General features: G+C 69.6%; 5 protein-coding genes. All 5 read right to left on the reverse strand.

Annotated elements, in window-relative coordinates; genetic code table 11:
* Positions 1 to 88: 88 nt before the first annotated feature.
* The gene (locus ASF49_RS14295; RefSeq protein ID WP_056473869.1) at positions 89 to 1,435 is read right to left on the reverse strand and encodes an HlyD family type I secretion periplasmic adaptor subunit; all 1,347 of its coding nucleotides are present in this window, start codon (positions 1,433 to 1,435) and stop codon (positions 89 to 91) included.
* Between the two features lie 24 nt (positions 1,436 to 1,459).
* Positions 1,460 to 4,297: a calcium-binding protein gene (locus ASF49_RS24735; RefSeq protein WP_056473871.1), complete on the reverse strand. Its 2,838-nt coding sequence runs from the start codon at positions 4,295 to 4,297 to the stop codon at positions 1,460 to 1,462.
* Positions 4,294 to 6,060 (reverse strand): type I secretion system permease/ATPase, encoded by a 1,767-nt coding sequence (locus ASF49_RS14305; protein WP_056473873.1) that lies wholly within the window; start codon positions 6,058 to 6,060, stop codon positions 4,294 to 4,296. The genes ASF49_RS24735 and ASF49_RS14305 overlap by 4 nt, the downstream gene beginning before the upstream one ends.
* A gap of 60 nt (positions 6,061 to 6,120) precedes the next feature.
* Positions 6,121 to 14,928: a peroxidase family protein gene (locus ASF49_RS14310; RefSeq protein ID WP_056473875.1), complete on the reverse strand. Its 8,808-nt coding sequence runs from the start codon at positions 14,926 to 14,928 to the stop codon at positions 6,121 to 6,123.
* 1,220 nt (positions 14,929 to 16,148) lie between these two features.
* Entirely contained in the window at positions 16,149 to 17,609 is a 1,461-nt protein-coding gene (locus ASF49_RS14315) for a site-specific integrase (RefSeq protein WP_200930053.1), read from the reverse strand.
* Positions 17,610 to 17,759 lie beyond the last annotated feature (150 nt).

Here is a 17,759-nt window from a genome sequence, read left to right on the forward strand (position 1 = left end):
ACTGTACAGTAAACACGCAATCACCCAGTATATGTCGTGTTGAAAGCATGTGCGCCGCGCAATCGTCGGTTACATCCTCCGAAGGGATCTATCGCTCGCGGAAAGTCCGGGTGAATTGGTCCTGGATCGGCTTGACTAGATAAGACAGGGCCGAACGCTCCTCCGTGGCGACATGAACCTCCACGGGCATGCCCGGAACCAGGCGCTTACCTTGCCCGAGGCGGTCGAGTTCTCCCTCGTCGAGCTCGACGTAGCCTACGTAGTATGCGTCGTCCCTGGCCCCCTTCGTCGTCGAGGGCGAGACGTAGACGAGCCGGCCCTTCAGTTCCGGCGTCGTGCGCTGATTGAAGGCGGAGAACCTGAGCTTGGCCGGTCGTCCGACCCCGACCTGGTCGATGCTCGACGGAGCGATGTGGATCTCGACCTTCAGCCGGGCATCCTCCGGAACCACGGTGGCCAGCACGTCCGCCGGGGTGATGACGCCTCCGACCGTGTAGGTCTTCAACTCATGCAGGACGCCGCTGGCCGGCGAGCGGATCTCGGTCCGGGTCAGCCTGTCCTCCAGGGCCACGCGCCGGTTGGTCAGTTCGGAGAGTCTGGCGTCGACGGTCCCGAGCTCGCGCTGGGCCTCGGTCCGGGCCGTATCGGAGATTGCCAGGAGCTGGACCCGGATCTCGCTCGACCGGACCTTCGCCCGCGCGATCGAGGCTTCGAGCGAGCCCTGCTCGCCGGTCAGCCGATGGCGGTCGCGGTTGATGGGCAGGACCTTCGAGGCCTCGAAGAGACGCTTGTCGACCAGGTCCTGGAGCTTGCCGTGCTCGCTCGTCAGGATGATCAGCTCCTCGCGCTTGGCGTCCTTCTGCTTGACCAGGCCGGCGATCTCCTCGGTGACCTGGCCGATCTGGAGCTCGAGCTGCTGGCGCTGGCTGTCGCGGCTGGCGAGGTTGCCCCTGAACATCCGCAGCTCGCCGTCCACGATGGACACCGTCTCCGGTTCCGCACCCGCGAGGGCGGGCGGGATGGACACCGCGCGCAACCCGTCGCGCTCCGCGAGGAGCCGGGCCTTCTTGGCGGATAGCTCGACGAGCTGCCCCTTCACGATGGCCAGTTCGGCCCGCGTCTGGGCATCGTCGATGCGGATGAGCACCTGATCCGCGACCACCGCCTGCCCGTCTCGGACCAGGATGGCGCCGACGACGCCCCCGTCCCGATGCTGGACCGTCTTGGCATGCTGCTCGACGGTGACGGAACCCGGGGCCATGACGGCGCCGTTGAGGTCGGTCGTCGCCGCCCATCCCCCCACACCGATCACGAGACCCATCCCGAGGGAGAACCCGACCAGGATGCGGGGCATGACCGAGAAGGACGCCTCTCCCTGCTGGTCGAGGTCGATGACGGATCGCGGGCGGGGACGGCCGACGGGTTGCGTGCGCATGATCTGGTCCTCCCGGGAACGCGGTCAGGTGGTCGGCGAGGTGGCGGCGATGCCGGCGGCGTGCTCCGGCGTCTCGACGAAGAGCAGCGTGTGACGCCCGTCGAGGACGATGGTCGTCTCGAACCGGTCGTCGTGGTCGAGATCGGCCGAGATGACCGTCACGTCGCCCGCGTCAAGGATGGCGGACTTGTACTGAATGCCCGACATGATCCCGTCGCTGCGCTCCATCGCCTCCGCGAGCGAGTGACCGATCGTGGTCGGGCCTTCCTCGAAGAGCGTCCATTTCAGCAGGTCGACGTAATCCCCGACGGAGAAGTCGGTGATCTGGACGGCCCGGGTCGCCTCCGGCTTTCCCGCCACGGCGAAGGCGTATCCGTCGTTCCCGCCGCCGCCCGTCAGGACGACGTCCTCGTCCCCGATGACGAAGCGGTCGTGGCCGGAGCCGGACACGATGGCCTCCATCGATTCCACCCGGTCCGCACCGAGCTCCGTCCCCGACACCACATGGTGGACGAGGTCGACGAGCAGGTTTCCGGTCGCGGCGCCGACGTCGAGGGTGTCGAACCCTTCCCCGCCATCGACCCGGTCGTCGTCGCCGTCGAGGGCCAGGACGACCCGGTCGTTTCCCGCGCCCGCGCGGACGATGTCGCATCCGGCTCCGTCGAGGACCGTATCCGCTCCCGCGCCGCCCTCGAGGACGTCGTCGCCCGACCGGCCGGCGAGGCGGTCGTCGCCGCCCCCTCCCGAAAGGCCGTCGTTCCCTTCGCCGCCCGAGAGGACATCGCCACCCGCCCCCCCGATGACGGCCTCCAGGGCGGAGACCAGATCCTGGCCCGTCTCCGCGCCGCTCGACGCGCCGGCAGCCAGGTCGACCGTGACGCCCTCGCGGGTCGCCGAGAGGTCGAGGGTGTCCCGTCCGTCGCCCCCATCGAAGCGGTCGGCCTCTCCGTCCAGCGCCACCGCGACGGCGTCGTCGCCGGCGCCGCCGAACACGACGTCCGAGCCGGCCCCGTCCGAGAGGATGTCCGCCCCCAGGCCGCCATCGAGGCGGTCGTCGCCGCCACCCCCGGCCACACGGTCCTGTCCGGCTCCACCCGAGAGCGCCTCTCCCGCGGCGCTCCCGAGCAGGACGTCGTCGCCGGAGCCCCCCAGCACCGTCTCGATCGATACGAGGCGGTCGTGGCCGGTCTCGGTTCCCGACGACACACCCGACGCGAGGTCGACCGAGACCCCCATGGTGGTGGCCGTGAGGTCCAGGGTGTCGGCGCCATCCCCTCCGTCGAGGACGTCCTCCTCCCCATCCCGGGCGGCCACGAGGACATCGTCCCCGTCCTGCCCCAGCGCGACGTCCCGACCGCCACCGTCCGCCAGGACGTCGTCCCCTCCGCCGCCCTCCAGGCGGTCGTCTCCGTCGCCCCCCGATACGATGTCGCGTCCGAGGTCGCCGAAGGCTTGGTCGTTCCCGTCGCCGCCCTCGAGACGGTCGTCCCCCGTATCGCCGAACAGGAGATCGGCCCCGCTCCCGCCCACCAGGACGTCGTTGCCCTCTCCGCCGTCGACCAGGTCGTCCCCGGCATCCCCGAACAGGATGTCGTTCCCGGCTTCGCCGAAGATGCGGTCGTTCCCGGCACCGCCCGATACGACGTCCGCACCGGCGCCGGCGAAGATCACGTCGTCGCCCGCCCCACCCAGGACGGTGTCGTCGCCCGCGCCGGCGACGATGTGGTCGTCGCCGTCCCCTCCGTCGATCAGGTCCGCCCCGGCACGGGCATCGATGACGTCGCTGCCGGCGCCGCCCTCGATGTCGTCCGCGCAAGGGGTCCCGAGGATGATGTCGTCGCCGTCCGAACCGGCGATCGCGCTGCGGCCAACGACGTTGAAGCTGGCCGTCTGGGCGATGGCGAACTCGCCGTCCGTCACCTCGTAGGTGACGGTGACCGGACCGGGTCCGTCGCCGTCGAAGACCCAGCCGTCGCCGTCCCGGGCCAGCGATCCCGACGAGACGGTGACGTTGCGGACCGTCAGCGGATCGCCATCGGGATCCTGGACGTTCTGCAGGAGGTCGTTCATCGCGATGGCCAGGAGGGCGCAGGCCGTGGTGTCCGCCAGATGAACGGGTCCGGTGGCGACGGGCGCACGATTGCGCCGGCTTCCCGGATCGCCGGTCCCGTCGCCCGCCGGCGCCTTGTCGGTCGGACCCGCACCGCCGCCGTCACCCCCGTCGCGGGGGAGGGCGCCGCGATCGCCCTGGGCGTCGGCCGGGTGCTCCGGGCCGGACGGCTTCGGCGTGTCCGGACCGGAGCCGTTCGGGATCGCGCCTTCCTCGGGATGCGGATGGATCTCGGACTCGGCTTCGCCCGATGGCTCGTCGTCCCGACCCCCGCCGCTCCCACGGTGAACGCCCCCGCCCGAAGGCCGTCCCCCGTTGTCGTTGGTGGGCCGCGGGATGACCGGCGAGGCCTTGAAGTCGTTGAGGTTCGGCTGGGGGTCGTGCCTGGCGAAGTGCAGCGCCTGGGCGTGGGGATGCGCCGAGTCGTATTCCGATGCCGGATTTTCCAGCAGCGGCGCGATCCCCGCCGATCCTGTCGGCCGGGGTTCGGACGGCCCCTCGTCCGAGGCCTGCTCGGAGGCGGGCAGAACGACCAGACGGGGGCCGGCGGCGTGCGGCGGCTCCGCCGCCTCGGCCACCGCCTCGGCATGCACGGGCTGGTGGAAGAGCGATTTCAGGTAGGCGGCCAGGGCGGCGACCGCCAGGGCGAGGTAGTAGGGCGTGCCGGGCCTGGGTCCCGCCCCCTGGGAGGCATACTTCTCCGCGCAATCCGCGCCGGTCTCCGTCTTGGTGCCCTTCGTCTCGATCATCATGCCGTCACCCGCTCCATCGAGGAGCGCTCCCTTGCGACATTGGCGGGCTCGGTTCCCTGGGCCACCTCGCGCGCGGCCTTGCCCAGGATGGCGTCCTTCGGCCCGAAGGCGGTGAGCTTCCCGTCCTGGATCACCGCGATGGTGTCGACGGCCGCCAGCACGCTGGGGCGATGCGCGATGACGACCGCGATGCCTCCGCGGGCGCGTACGCCCAGGATGGCGTTCGCGAGCGCCGCCTCGCCCTCGCCGTCGAGGTTGGAGTTCGGTTCGTCGAGAACGAGGAGGAACGGGTTGCCGTAGAGTGCGCGGGCCAGCGCGATGCGCTGGCGCTGCCCACCCGACAGGGACGTGCCGAACGGACCGAGCTCGGTGCGGTAGCCGTCCGGCATCCGCAGGATCATCTCGTGGACCCCGGCGGCCCGGGCGGCCGCCACCACCAGGGCCGGGTCCGCGGTCTCCGCGAGGCGGGAGATGTTCTCCTCCACCGTCGCGTCCATGAGGCAGACTTCCTGAGGCAGGTAGCCGACGATGCGCCCCAGGCTGTCCTCGTCCCATTGCGGGAGATCGGCGCCGTCGAGGCGGACGCCGCCGCGCAGCACCGGCCATATGCCCGTCAGCGCCCGGCTGAGCGTGGTCTTGCCGCCGCCGCTCGGGCCGATGACCCCGAGCGCCTGGCCCGCCTTCAGCTCGAAGCTGATGTCCGACAGCAGCACGCGCCCCGAGCCCGGTGCCGCGACGGTGACCGAGCCGACCCGGAGCGAGGCCTGCGGCGGGGGAAGCGGCATCGGCTTCTCGGCACTCGCCAGGGCCACCAGGGTCTCACGCAGGCGGTCGAAGGCCGTCCTGGCCACCGAGATGGCCTTCCAGTTGCCGACCGTCTGGTCGATGGGCGCCAGGGCGCGCGCCGACGTGATGGACGCCGCGATGATCGACCCGGCCGAGAGCTCGCCGCCGATCACGAGGTAGGCGCCGAGGCCGAGGACGGCCGATTGCAGGATCATGCGCAGGACGCGGGAGACGGCCGCGAAGGTGCCGGTGATGTCCGTGGTCCGGGTCTGGAGTTCGAGGTGCTCGTTGTTCGCGATGCGGTAGCGGTTCACGGCGCGCTCGGCGAAGCCCATCGCCTTGAGGACGTCGGCGTTCCGGGCGTTCGAGTCGGCGATGGCGTTGCGGGCCACCACGGCCTGCTGCGTCGCCCCGGTCCAACGCCGGGTCAGCAACTCCGTCACGACGGTGAGGAGCGTCAGCAGGACCGCGCCGGCCACGGTCAGGGCGCCGAGATAGGGATGCAGCAGATAGACGAAGACGAGGAAGACCGGAGTCCAGGGCAGGTCGAACAGCGCCACGAGACCCGGGCTGCCGAGGAACCCGCGCACGGTGTCGACGTCCCGGCTTCGTTCCATGGCCTCGGCCGACGAGAAGCCGAAGCGCGGCATGTCGATGGAGACGCGCTGCGCGAGGGGCGCGACCCGGCGGTCGAGCTGGGCGCCGATCCGGACCAGGATCTGAAGCCTCAGCACGTCGAACATGCCTTGCGCCAGGTAGAGGCCGATGGCGAGCGTGGAGAGCCCGACCAGGGTCGGCAGGCTGCCGCTCGGGAGCGCCCGGTCGTAGACCTGAAGCATGTAGAAGGAGCCCGTCAGGGCGAGGATGTTGATGATGCCCGACATCCCGAACACGAAGGCGAACGGCATCCCGAAATGCCGGGTGAGCCGCTCGTTGCAGCGTTTCCTGGCGAGTTGCTTCTGGTCCTTGGAGCGCATGTCGGAATCCCCCTGCGGCCGGGTGAACGGGTCGGGCCCCTGGGCGGGGCCCGGCCGGCGTCAGAGCGCGAAGTCCGCGGCGGTGGCGGCGGGCGTTCCCTTGATGCTGAACTTGAACTCGGGTGCCGCATCGCCCCCCGTGTTCCCGGCCACCACGGTGTAGTCGCCGTCGGCCCGGCTCTCCTGGGTCACCAGCAACTGCCCCACCCCGGTGAAGGCGGCCCCGGCGGCGAGCGTGAAGGCCTGGTTCCCGGCGACGCCCTGGTTCGCGTCGATGCCGCTGAGGTCGACCTTGTCCCCCGGTTGGAAGCTCGCGATGGTGTCGCCGTTGGCCGCCGCGGCGGACTCGAAGCGGTAGACGTCGGCGCCCAGCCCGCCATCCATGACGTTCACCGCGTCGCTGGCCGTGATGTGGTCGTCGCCGGACCCGGTCACGATGTTCTCGATGCCCCAGAGGGTGTCGGATCCCGACTGGCTGCTGGCGACGCCGCCCCGGCCCGCGAGGCCGGTGCCGAGATTCGCCGTGATGTTGGCGGTGATGGCCGACATGTCGAGCGTATCGATGCCGACGCCGCCGCCCACCTCGTCACCCCAGTAGGTGTCGTCCCCGTCTCCCGTCTCGGCCACGATGAGATCGTTGCCGTCCCCGGCGATGACCGTGTCGTTGCCGCTGCCGGCGGTGACGAGGTCGTTTCCGGCCCCCGCGAGGATGCGGTCCGCGCCGCCGTCGCCGTAGACCATGTCGGCACCTGCGCCGGCGAGGATGTCGTCGTCGCCCGCGCCGCCGAAGACGACGTCGCGTCCGTCGCCGGCGTCGACGAAGTCGTTCCCGTCGCCTCCCCGGACCACGTCGGCCCCATCGCCGGCGAGGATGTTGTCGTCCCCGCCCAGGCCGAGGATCGTGTCCGCGCCGTCCGTGCCGACCAGGACGTCGTCGAGGGCGGTGCCCGAGACGAGGTGGGTCGTCGGTTGCGGCGGAGGCGTCGTGCCGCCCCCCGTCGCGCCTCCGCCTGCGGTGCCGCCTTCAGTGCCGTGACCGTCGTCCTGCCCGGAGCCTCCGGTGGCGGTCCCGCCATGGCCGTCGCCGCAGGCCGTGCCGTGATCCGCGTCCCCGTCGTCGTCCTCACCGGTCCCGGCGCCCGCGCCTGCCCCGGAGCCCGACCCGGTTCCCGAACCCGAGCCGGAACCGCTCCCGGTATCGGTCCCGGCACCGCTGCCGGTGTCCTCCCCGGTGCCGGAGCCGCCTCCATCCCCGGTCCCGGTTCCCGTTCCGCCGCCGCCATCGCCCGTACCGTCACCGGTTCCGGAACCGGATCCGGCCCCCGTTCCCGATCCGGAATCGCCCGGGCCGTCCTCGCGACCGACGGCGAAGATGTCCTCCTGAAGTCCGGTGAGGCCGGTGTTGCGAGCCACGATGTCCGAGAAGCTCTGGCCGTCGACCTGGTTCTGGTAGAAATCGAAATTGTCGAACCGGTCGGTGTAGTAGAAGCGGTCGCCCTCCTGCAGGCGGTCGAGCTGCTCGTGCAGGACGATCCAGAAGGTCTGGCCGACGACGCCGTCGTTGATGTGCTTCTCGGCCAGGCCGCCGACCCAGAGATCGACCCGGTCCATGCCCGAGACGTACTCGGTCCCGTCGGCGCGGATGTGGATGGCGATGTCGGGATTGGCCTCCACGAAGGCGGCACGCTGTTCGGACGTGGCGAGCACCAGGTCGGGATAGGCCTGCTGGAACTGCGCGATGACCGCGTCGCTCAGCCCGTTCCGCGCCTGGAAGTCCGCCCAGGAGGCGTAGGGGGTGAGGTTGCCCGCATAGCCCACCGCCTCGTGGACGTAGGGGTCGGTCGACGCCATCAGGTCGGCCCGGACCTGGTTCAGCGTGCCGAGCCCGACATCGCGGCCGCGGGCCACGTTGAAGGCGAACAGGTCGGCGTTGATCCGCACCAGGTCGTTGCGCACCGCGTCGACGATGTTGAAGTCGACGGCCTCGGCCGGCTGGGTCGCGACCCCCGCGAGGATGGCGTTCGCCCCGAGCTGGGCGTAGCCCGGCTGCGGCACGTAGCCGGGAGGCAGAGGGGCCGTGAAGGCGCCCGGGTCGTTGGTCGGGTTGAGGAAGGCGTCGACGAGCTGCACCTGGTGCGGCTGGCCGTCGGCGCCCATCACGGTCAGGGTCTGGCCGATGAGCGAATGCCCGACGCGATAGACCGCGGAGGCGAATTCCTCGGAGATGCGGGCATCGACCCCGGGATTGTAGTCGCTGTGCCCGTGCGAGCCGCTCCCCTTCATCCCGCCGATCAGATGGTCGGCGAACTCGGTGAAGACGACGCGCTGGTACTCGGCCTCGTTGATCATCTTGGCCGCCTGGAAGACCTCCTCCGGGCTGCCCTGGAATCCGGCTTCCATCAGGTTGTCGACGTGGAAGTTGTGGTTGCGCGCCCAGATGGTGTGGATCGCGGTGAGGCTCACGTTCTCGTTCGCCCGCCCGTCGCCGGCCACGAAGTGGTCGAGCAGGCTGACGAAGGGGTTCGTGTCGAGGAGCAGCGCGTTCCCGCTGCCCATGAAGTTCGAGGCGAAGGCGCTGACCGCCTCCGGGTCGAAGGCGCCCGCCGCGTCGAGCAGGGAGCCGGTCCTCGTCTCCGAGATGGCGAAGTTCGAGAAGTAGTCGCGGAAGCTGACCGAATGGGTCGGACCCGGCAGCGAGGGGTCGTGGAAGATCGTGTTCGCGGCCCAATGGTGCTCGATCAGCGCGCGCAGGGTCGGCAGGAGGTTGAAGGCGGGATTGGACGGGTCCGGCAGCCCGGCCAGGAGGTGGGCGCCCACACCCTGGTGCCCGTCACTCTCGCGGAGGAACTGCCCGACGAGTTCGTGCGAGCCGTAGGCCTGGTTCTGGTCGACGAAGGGGGAGGTCTTGTTCAGGTGCTGCGGGACGCCGTCCGGTCCGATTCCCGATACCTCGCCGCGGGTGAGGTCCGTCGGGTTGTCGCTGGTCGGGCTGCGGACGGCGCCGGGGCCGCCGATCTCGACGATGCCGTTGGCCGAGGTCTTGGGCAGGAAATCGAGGCCGTGGTCGAAATACTGCCCGAACGCCATGAAGAAGATGTTCGCGCCGCTCGCCTCGTGCGGCAGGTTCGGCTCCTGGGTCCCGAGGACGTTGCTGATGGCACGCGGGTCGAGGCCGGCGAAGAGCGGATTCAGGGCGTTGTTGCCCGTCGCCGGGTCGTAGGTGCCGTAATGGGCTTCGGTGAGCCGGATGAACGGCTGGTCGGCCGCCCCGTATTCCGGATGCGCCAGGTTGTTGCCGGCACCGGACAGGTGCCGGATGCCGGCCGCCCCGTTGGCGTCGTCGTCGCCTCCGGCGACGGGCTGCCCGGTGACGAGGCCCTTGAGCCCGGCGAGGTCGGAGACCGTCAGGGCGAAGGCGCCGCCCGGTCCGGGTGCCTCTCCATTGCCGCCGGGCTGCTGTCCGCCGTTCGCCGGAACCGTGCCGAAGGTGGGCGTCCCCGTGCTCGCGAAGGTGATGCTGTGCGCGCCGCGCGTCAGGGTCGTCATGCCGTTGGCATGCGCCTCGACGTAATCGGCCCGCGTCGTGCCCGGCGCCAGTTCGATGACGTCCTGCGGACGCAGCGTTCCCACGATGGTGTCCGTGCCGCCGCTGGAGCGGAAGACGATGCGGTGGGCCGATGTCAGGCCGGAGATGTCGACGGTGTCGTTCCCCTCGGTGCCGTCGATGGTCACGGTGTTGAGGTTCAGGCTCGTCGTCGAGAAGTTTCCGATCAGGAAGACGCTGTCGCCCGCCCCCGCGTTGGTCGGCGGGTTGGGGACCGAGACCGCGGCGGTCCCGATCCGGATCTCCTCGATCTCCTGCAGCTCGGCGATGATCGTGGTGACCGCACCGATGCCCGTCCCCGTGGTGCGGGTGACGACGATCTCGGTGCCGGGGCTGAGGGTGGCGACGTTGTTGCCGGCGACCTGTCCCCATGCCGCGACGGTGTAGACCCGGAAGGTCTCAGAAAGACCGAGGGTCCCGTTGACCACGAAGGTGTCTCCCACGGCCCCCTCGGTGCCGCCCCTCACCACGTCGCGTCCATCGTTGGCGACGAGGGTGATCGGCCCGAGCGCGGCGCCACCGTTCCAGGTCGCGACGTCGTCGCCGGCTCCGGCATCGATGGTGTCGTTGCCGGTCCCGCCCTGGAGGGTGTCGTTTCCTGCGGCACCGTTGATGGTGTCGGCGCCGGCGCCACCGTCGACGAAGTCGTCGCCCGCCCCGGCATTCACCGTATCGTTGCCGCCGTTGCCGAGGATGCGGTCGGCCCCCGCCGTGCCGTTGATCGTGTTGCCGGCGCCGTTGTCGACGATGTTGTCGCCGACCACGTCGGTCGGTGCCGAGAAGACCCGCTCCGCATAGCCACCCTGATCGGTGAAGCTCACTGCGACCCGGACCTGGAACCCGACCTGGGCCTGCTGCGGCGTGAAGGTCTGGCCGGTCGCCCCGGCGATGTTCGTCCAGGTTCCGGCGGCCGACAGGACTTGCCACTGGAAGCCGAAGGTCGCGGGCAGGCCGTTCAGGTCGGCGATGCCCGCCACGTTGGCTCGGATCGCCGCCAGTTCGGTCGGCGTGGTGTCGTCGATGGTCGGCGCACCGGTCGCAGGCACGTTGGTGAGGAACACGGCCCCGTCCGCGAACTGGGCCCGCTCGATGTTGTGGAGCGTGTCGATGCCGTCCGACAGCTTTAGGGTCGGGGTGACGGCGAAGCCGGTGTGGTCGACCCAGAAGCTGCCGTCGCCGAGGTTGGTGATGGTGTAGTTGGCCCGCACGTCGGAGAAGACCGCCGTGTCGACGTCCGACCCGGCCCCGGCGTCGAGGATCTCGCGGACGATGTTGAGCTGGCCCGGATTCACTGCCCGCGTCATCAGCGCGGTCTGCAGGCTCATCCCGCCGAGATAGAGCGGACCGGTGCCGCTCGCGAGCCCGGCCGGTGTCGTGAACATCTGGCCCGCGAGGCTGTCGGCGGTGGCCACCTCGGTGCCGCCGGCGTCACGGATGCTGATCCGCACGTTGAGCCAGCGGTCGCCGTCGATGATGTCGTTGCCGGCTTTGGCGTCGAAGGTGTCGCTGCCGGCGCCGCCGAGCAGGATGTTGCCCCCGTTCTGGGGATCGAACACGGTGGTGTCGGGCGCCAGGCTCGCGAAGGGCGTCGCGTCGCTGCCGACGGTCTGACCGCGGATCGCCCCCGGGGTCAGCTTGAGCAGGGCCTCCAGGCCGTCGATGAGGGCGACGTTCTGGGACAGCAGCATGCTGTCGGTCGCCGGGCCGTTGATGATGCCGGCCAGGCCGGGGCCGTTCGCGCCCGTGGGCCTGTCGGTCCCGATCAGCGTGTCGTCGTGCTTCCAGCCCGAGGCAGCCTCGACCGAGTCGTTGCGGTCACGCAGGATGAGCGCCTGCTGGGTGGCGAACTGGGAGATGCCGAGATCGATCAGGCCGTCGTTCGGGTCGCCCTTCTGGATCGACCAATCGAACCCGAGCATGCCGTTGTTGCGCTGGATGCCGGCGCCCTGGACCATGATGTCGTCGCCGGACTCGCCGTCGTAGTCGGTGTCGTTGCCCTGTCCGTTGAGGACGTCATGGCCGATGATGATGCTGTTGAAGAACAGCTGCGAGTTCTCGCCCGAGAGGCCGTCGAAACCCTCGCCCCCCTCGATCCAGTCGTCGCCCTCGTTGCCCATCAGGTTGTCGGCGGCGCTGCCGCCGAGGACGAAGTCGTCCCCGCGCCCGGCGAAGACCTCGCCCGGATCGGTCGCGTGCGTGATGAAGTCCTTGCCCCCGCCGCCGAACAGGATGTCGAGGCCCGGTCCGCCCGAGATGGCGTCGTTGCCCTCGCCGCCCCGGATGAACTCGTCGCCGAAGGGGTCCTCGATGACGTCGTCGCCGTCGCCGCCGAAGATCTGGTCGGATTCCATCCCGCCGTTGAGGTAGTCGTCGCCGCCGTCGCCCCAGAGCGTGTCGATCCCCTTGTCGCCGATCAGGCGGTCGTTGCCCTCGGTCCCGCCGAGGACGACGTGCTCGCCGCCGCTGAACTTCAGCATCCCGCCATCGGCATGGCCGTCGCCGTCGACATCGGCGCCCGGTGCGACGCGCACGACCTTCGGGTCCAGGATCTGCAGGAGCAGATCGTCCTGCACCGGGTCGTCCCCGACCTGCTTGACCTGGTTCAGTTCGAGGATGTGGTCGGCGCGCCCGAACAGCGACCCGTTGAGGTGCGAGGATCCCTCGTCGCCGAGGTCGGTGTTGCGCTGGACCAGGGCCGAGAAGGTGTTGGCCTCCAGTTCGTTGAGGAGGTTCATGCCCTGCGTGCGGCTGAGATAGTAGAAGCGGTCGCCGTTCTGGAGGTTCTCCATCTGCGTCTCGAAGACGAAGTTGAAGGTGTTGCCCAGCATCCCGCCGAATTCCATCTTCTCCTCGGCCAGGCCGCCGATCCAGAAGTCGACGTCGTTCAGGCCGGAATTGGCCGCGTTCCAGGCGCCCGTGCCGGTGAGGAAGTCGAGCCGATCCGCGGGCGGCGCGATGGTGTGCGCGTCGTTCACCGGGGTCGACGGATCGTCCGGCACGTCGACCGAGACGCCGAACACCAGGGCGGTCGCTGCGGCGCGCTTGCCCGCGAGGGTGCTCTCCTGGGTGATGAGGTCGTGATCGCCGTAGGCCGCGATGAAGTTGAGCACCGAGGCCGGGTTCTTGATGTTCTGGGCGAAGTCGATCCAGCTCGTGTAGGGCTTGAGCTTGGCGTCGGCGGTCATCGCGTAGAATTCCGCGCGGGCCTCGTTGAGGGTCGGCACGCCCTGTTCCCGCGAGCGCGCGATGTTCAGCGTCGCGAGGTCGAGGGGAAGCCCGAGGAGGTTGTTGCGCAGGGCATCGACCACGAACTCGTCGATCTCGTTGCCGATCTGCCGGGTCATGCCGCGGATGATGGCACCGGCCGCGGCCTCGGTGTCGACGCCGCTCGCCGTGAAGGCCACCGGGTTGAGGAAGGCCTCGATCAGGCCGAGTTCCTGGGTTCCGGCGACGGTCAGGTCGGCGTCGACCGGCGTCATGTCGAACCCGATGCGGTCGACGGTGTCGGCCAGCATCGAATGCCCGAACCGGTAGACGACGTGCGCGAACTCGGCCGTGATGGCCGGGTTGAGGTCGGCGCTGTTGGTGAACACGAACGGGTCGACGTTGGGCTGGACCGTCCGGGCGAATTCCTCGAACACGAGGTGCTGGTACTGCATCTCGGTGACGAACTTGGCGGCCTGGAACAGGCGCTCGCCGTCCCATTGCAGCGCGGCGACCTGGGCCGGGGTGGTCGGCAGGGCGGTCAGGTCGACCCGCAGCCATTCGTTGACGAAGGCGAGGTCGCCCGAGGCCAGGATGGTCTGCTTGTTGGCCTCGACGAGCCGGTTGTGCTCCGAGTGGAAGATGGTGTGGACCGCGGTCAGCCCGATGTTCTCGTTGCCGCGCCCGTCGCCGGTGATGAAGTGCCGGTCGAGGAGCTCGTTGTCGTAGGCGAGGTTCGCCCCGGTCTGAGGATTGACGCCGACCGCATTGCCGGTGAGCGTGTCCGCGTCGGCCGCCACCGCCTGCCCCTGGACGATGGGGTCCGCGGTATGGGCGATGTCGTCGAGGAAGGCGTGGCCGGTCATGACGGCGCCGACCGTGCGGATGCCCTCCGCCGTTCCCTCCTTGAACCACGTGGTCGGATGGGTCGCGTCGGGCTGCATCAGCATCTGCGCGTAGCCGTGGGCGCCCGGGATGAACCTGCCGTAGGGGTCGGTCATCAGGACGGGCACGTTGTGGATGTCCGTGTCCACCAGTTCGATGCCCAGCATCGCCTTCGCCTGCGCCTTGACCTCCGCCCAGTTCGCGATGGCCTTGCCGTCGGCGCCGCCGTTGAGGAGGTTTCCGGTCGCCAGGGTGACGGGATCGGCGATGCCGTCGGCCGGGGTCACGTCGACCCGGACATACTCGCGCAGGAAGACCTGGTGCGAGGGATGGGAGGTGTAGGTCTGGTTCTGGTCGATCCAGGGCGTGGTGGTGTTGACCGCGGTGCGGATGTCGTCCGCCGTGCCGAGCACACCGTCGGCGCCAGGCCCCGCCACGGGCGTGGCGCGGGTCAGGACCATGAAGCGCTGGGCCTCCGGCAGGTCGTCGGCGGTGCCGACCACCCCGTGGCCGCCGGCGATCAGCGGATCGTCGGGCATCAGCGGAACGATGACCGAGCCGTTGCCGCCTTTGGTGACGAGGTCGAGCCCGTGGTCGAAGAATTGCCCGAACAGGGTCATCCACCCGTTGAAGGGCGGCGACAGACCGATGTCGGGCGACTGGTTCGGGATGAAGGCGACCTCGGTCGCCGTCGGGATGTAGCCGGCGGGTGGGGCCTCGCCGCCATGGGCGGCGGCATAGGCGGCCTGCGCGATGGGATTGGCGAACCAGGCGGCCACGGCCGCCGGGTTATGGGGGCTCATGTCGACGATGAGGTTGCTGGCCGTCCGGATGCTGGTGTCGATGACGGTCCCACCGACACTGTAGTCGTTGTTGGTCACGATGCCGCCGGGAGCCGGCCCGTTGACGTCGAAGGCGCCCGTGCCGGTGGTGTACTGGGCCGACAGGAGCCGCGGAAACGGCTGGTCGGCCGCCCCGAGAAGACTCTGGCCCGGCAGGAGGTTGTTGTTGCTTCCGTCGACCGCCCGCAGGCCGGCGGGAAGCAGGGCGGCGTCCGGTCCGATGATGTCCTGGAGAGTCCGCGTATTGCCCGGCGCCGCGAATTCCTCGGCGATCCGGATCTGCGCCAGGATATGACGGAGGTCGTTGGTGTCGACCGTGAAGGTGACGGACATGGCGGTCTCCATTGGCCATAGGGATGCGGCAGCGCAGGCCATGGCTCGCGGCTGGGTGGACGGGATTCAGGTCCGGGCTCACGCCGTGGCGGAGACCGGCTTCGAGTTCGAAGGGCTAGGGGGCGTCGGCGCGTAGGGCGGACCGACGCCGCCGAACGCGGACCGTTCGGCGCGGAAGACCGCGGGAGGCATCCCGGACGTCGTGTCCGGCGAAACCGGCGCGTTTCGCAGTGTCGCGCGCGGCGCGAGAAGCTGATCCGCGTGTCATCGCTTGCTCCCTTGAACCGCGTTCAAGCCCACGACTTCCGCCGCCGTCCTGTCCGACAGTTGCTAGGGCGAACCTTGCATGATTCCACCCCCGCGTGATCAGTAAAAAAACCCTTACGATTGGGAAAAAACCTTCCCAGGAGGGTTTTTCCTTCATCGGGATGCACTCCGCCGCCTCGCGCGCGTCTGCAAGGATGACGGGCGATACGGGAAGGGCGCGGTTCCAGCCTGCTGGTCGGCCACGGCCGGCCGACGTCTTCGTTGCCGGGCATCGAAACCGAGCGGACGTCGCCCGGATCTTCTTGCACCTCGCTCAGCCATGCTCACACGATAGGACACATGGTCGGTCGACGGATCGCGGACCGCGCAGCCGTGCACCCGATCCGGCTTGTCGTAGGAGCGTTCAGATGGACATGTCCGGGGGAGCGACGCGGCAATCGCACGCCCGAAGTCGCCGGCACCGGACGCCGTGCCACGTCGAGTGGCCGGCCCGACGCGGGTCAGTCCCGCGAGGGAGTTATGAACTTGCGACGGCCGGAAACCAGATGACGAGGCGCTCGTCGCGCCGCGCCCGCCCCGGAATATCTCGATCGTTGACGCCGACCCATTCCCGCGCACCGGTCGCCAGAGATGCATCACCGCCCGACGTAGATTCTTCCTCGGCGGATCTTTCCGAGTGCCGCCATCCCGTCATCGTCCTTCGATGGGTCGCGCCCGCGTGACGCAGCCACCTTCTCCGAGCCGGTGATTTTTCGGCTTGTCCTGATTGATCGGGCACGCGACAGGAGAATGGTGGGCCCGGCAGGACTCGAACCTGCAACCAGACCGTTATGAGCGGTGTGTAGGGACCGAATTCCGCAGAGGGAAGGCCGAGAACGAAGGCGGTACCGGAACCGCTATTCCCCCCGGTTTCCGCCCATTCCGGTTCCGGTTCGGTTCCGGTACCGAAACCCTCAGGCGGCCTTCGCCGCGGTCGTCAGGGACCGACGCTTCAGACCGCGCCGCTTGAGCCGGGCGTCCCGGTTGGCCATCGCCAGGGCGAGGTCCTGGTCGCGGTGGTAGTGGACCGAGAAGGCGTCGTGGAGCTCAGCCGCCGGCCGCTCCCGCTTCCGTCCGCCGGCGATGCTCGCCTGATAGCTGGCGTGCCAGTGCGCGTACGTCTCCAGGAGGATGCGCTCCGACATGCCGAGGTAGTGCGCGGCATCCCAGGACCGCACGCCGCGCTGTAGGAGCCAGCTCGCGCAGGTATGGCGGAGCATGTGCGGCGAGCCCTGGAGGCCCGCGTCCGCGAGTGCGACGCCGAACCCCTTGTTGACCTGCTCGACCGGCGCGCCATTGAACTCGACGACGTAGTCCTTCGAGACGCCGAGGCGCTTCCACCGACGGATGTGGGCGAGGAGCCTGTCCGGGATCCGCACTGGAGGCTGCCGCTTGTTCGTCTCGCCTTGCCCGACAGCGAGACGGTGGAACATGCCCGTCTCAAGATCGAGCCAGGACCTGCCCGGGATCCGCTCGAACGCCGCCGTTGCAATCGCCCCGGCGCGGGTGCCCGTGTAGATCCCGAGCAGCGTGAACCGGGTCAGGTGCCGGTGCGGCCGCTTCTTCGATAGGACCTTCTCGCCGGCGCGCGTCGGCGAGTCCTTCCGCACCGACATGACCTCGCGCTTGCGCCACATGCCCAGCAGCAGGTGCGCCGCGTCGTGGCGGGTGAGGTGGTGCTCCTTCTTCTTGCCCTTGGCAGGCAGCGAGACCTCCACGATCTCGCGGCAGTACCCCCGGCCCCGGTGCCAGTTGATGGCCGCGCGCATGTCCTCAAGCTCGCGCCGGGCGCCCTGGGGCGAGACCGTCCGCGCCTCGTTTCCGGTATCGTCGGGGCGCGCCGACTTCCAGGCCTGACCGCAACGCCATGCCACGTACTCGTCGCAGGAATCGCCATCGACGTCCGCGAGGGTCTTGCCCTGCCACCACTCGCCTAGCTGGACGAGGCGCGCCATGCACCTGACGGCGCGCCCCTCGTAGATGGCCGGCTTGGCGTGGACGAGGCCCGCCTTGGCGTCCTCGGCACGCAGGTCCTCGACCTTCTTCTGGACGACGCGCTCGCCCCACATGAGCAACACGTCGACGACGAGGATCTCGCCGGCGCCGCGGCCCTTCTGGACGGAGGGGGTGTGCTTGGCGGTGATGTAGGCGGCAAGGGCCTGATGGGCCCGCGCCTCCTCGGCCTCATTGAAGGCTAGGGCTTCGGCCTTCGCGGCGCCCTTGAGGCCGCGGACATCGCGCGCAAAGCATCCAACGGGCTTCCGGACCCCGCCGTCGTCTTTGAGGTGCCATTGGGCGAGGCGCTCGGTGCCCCCGTCCTTGCCCTGCTCGGCTGGCCTGAGCCAGAGCCTGGGCCCACTGTTCCTGCGCGGCACGCTTCCCTCCATTCCCGGATGTGTCGGCGCGTGACGACGATCTTCCTCCCGTGCCTCTCCGGCCGCAGGTCGCCCCGGTCGATAGCCTCGCGAAGCTGCCGTACCGTGAGGCTGGGCCACCAGAACGTGCCCGAGACGCCGTCATGCGTC

This window comes from Methylobacterium sp. Leaf104 (assembly GCF_001422885.1).
GTDB lineage: Bacteria > Pseudomonadota > Alphaproteobacteria > Rhizobiales > Beijerinckiaceae > Methylobacterium.

What these genes read in the sequence shown, in the direction of transcription:
- ASF49_RS24735 (WP_056473871.1), bottom strand. Translation starts at nt 4,297, where the DNA reads ATGATGATCGAGACGAAGGGCACCAAGACGGAGACCGGCGCGGATTGC.
- ASF49_RS14310 (WP_056473875.1), bottom strand. Translation starts at nt 14,928, where the DNA reads ATGTCCGTCACCTTCACGGTCGACACCAACGACCTCCGTCATATCCTG.
- ASF49_RS14295 (WP_056473869.1), bottom strand. Translation starts at nt 1,435, where the DNA reads ATGCGCACGCAACCCGTCGGCCGTCCCCGCCCGCGATCCGTCATCGAC.
- ASF49_RS14305 (WP_056473873.1), bottom strand. Translation starts at nt 6,060, where the DNA reads ATGCGCTCCAAGGACCAGAAGCAACTCGCCAGGAAACGCTGCAACGAG.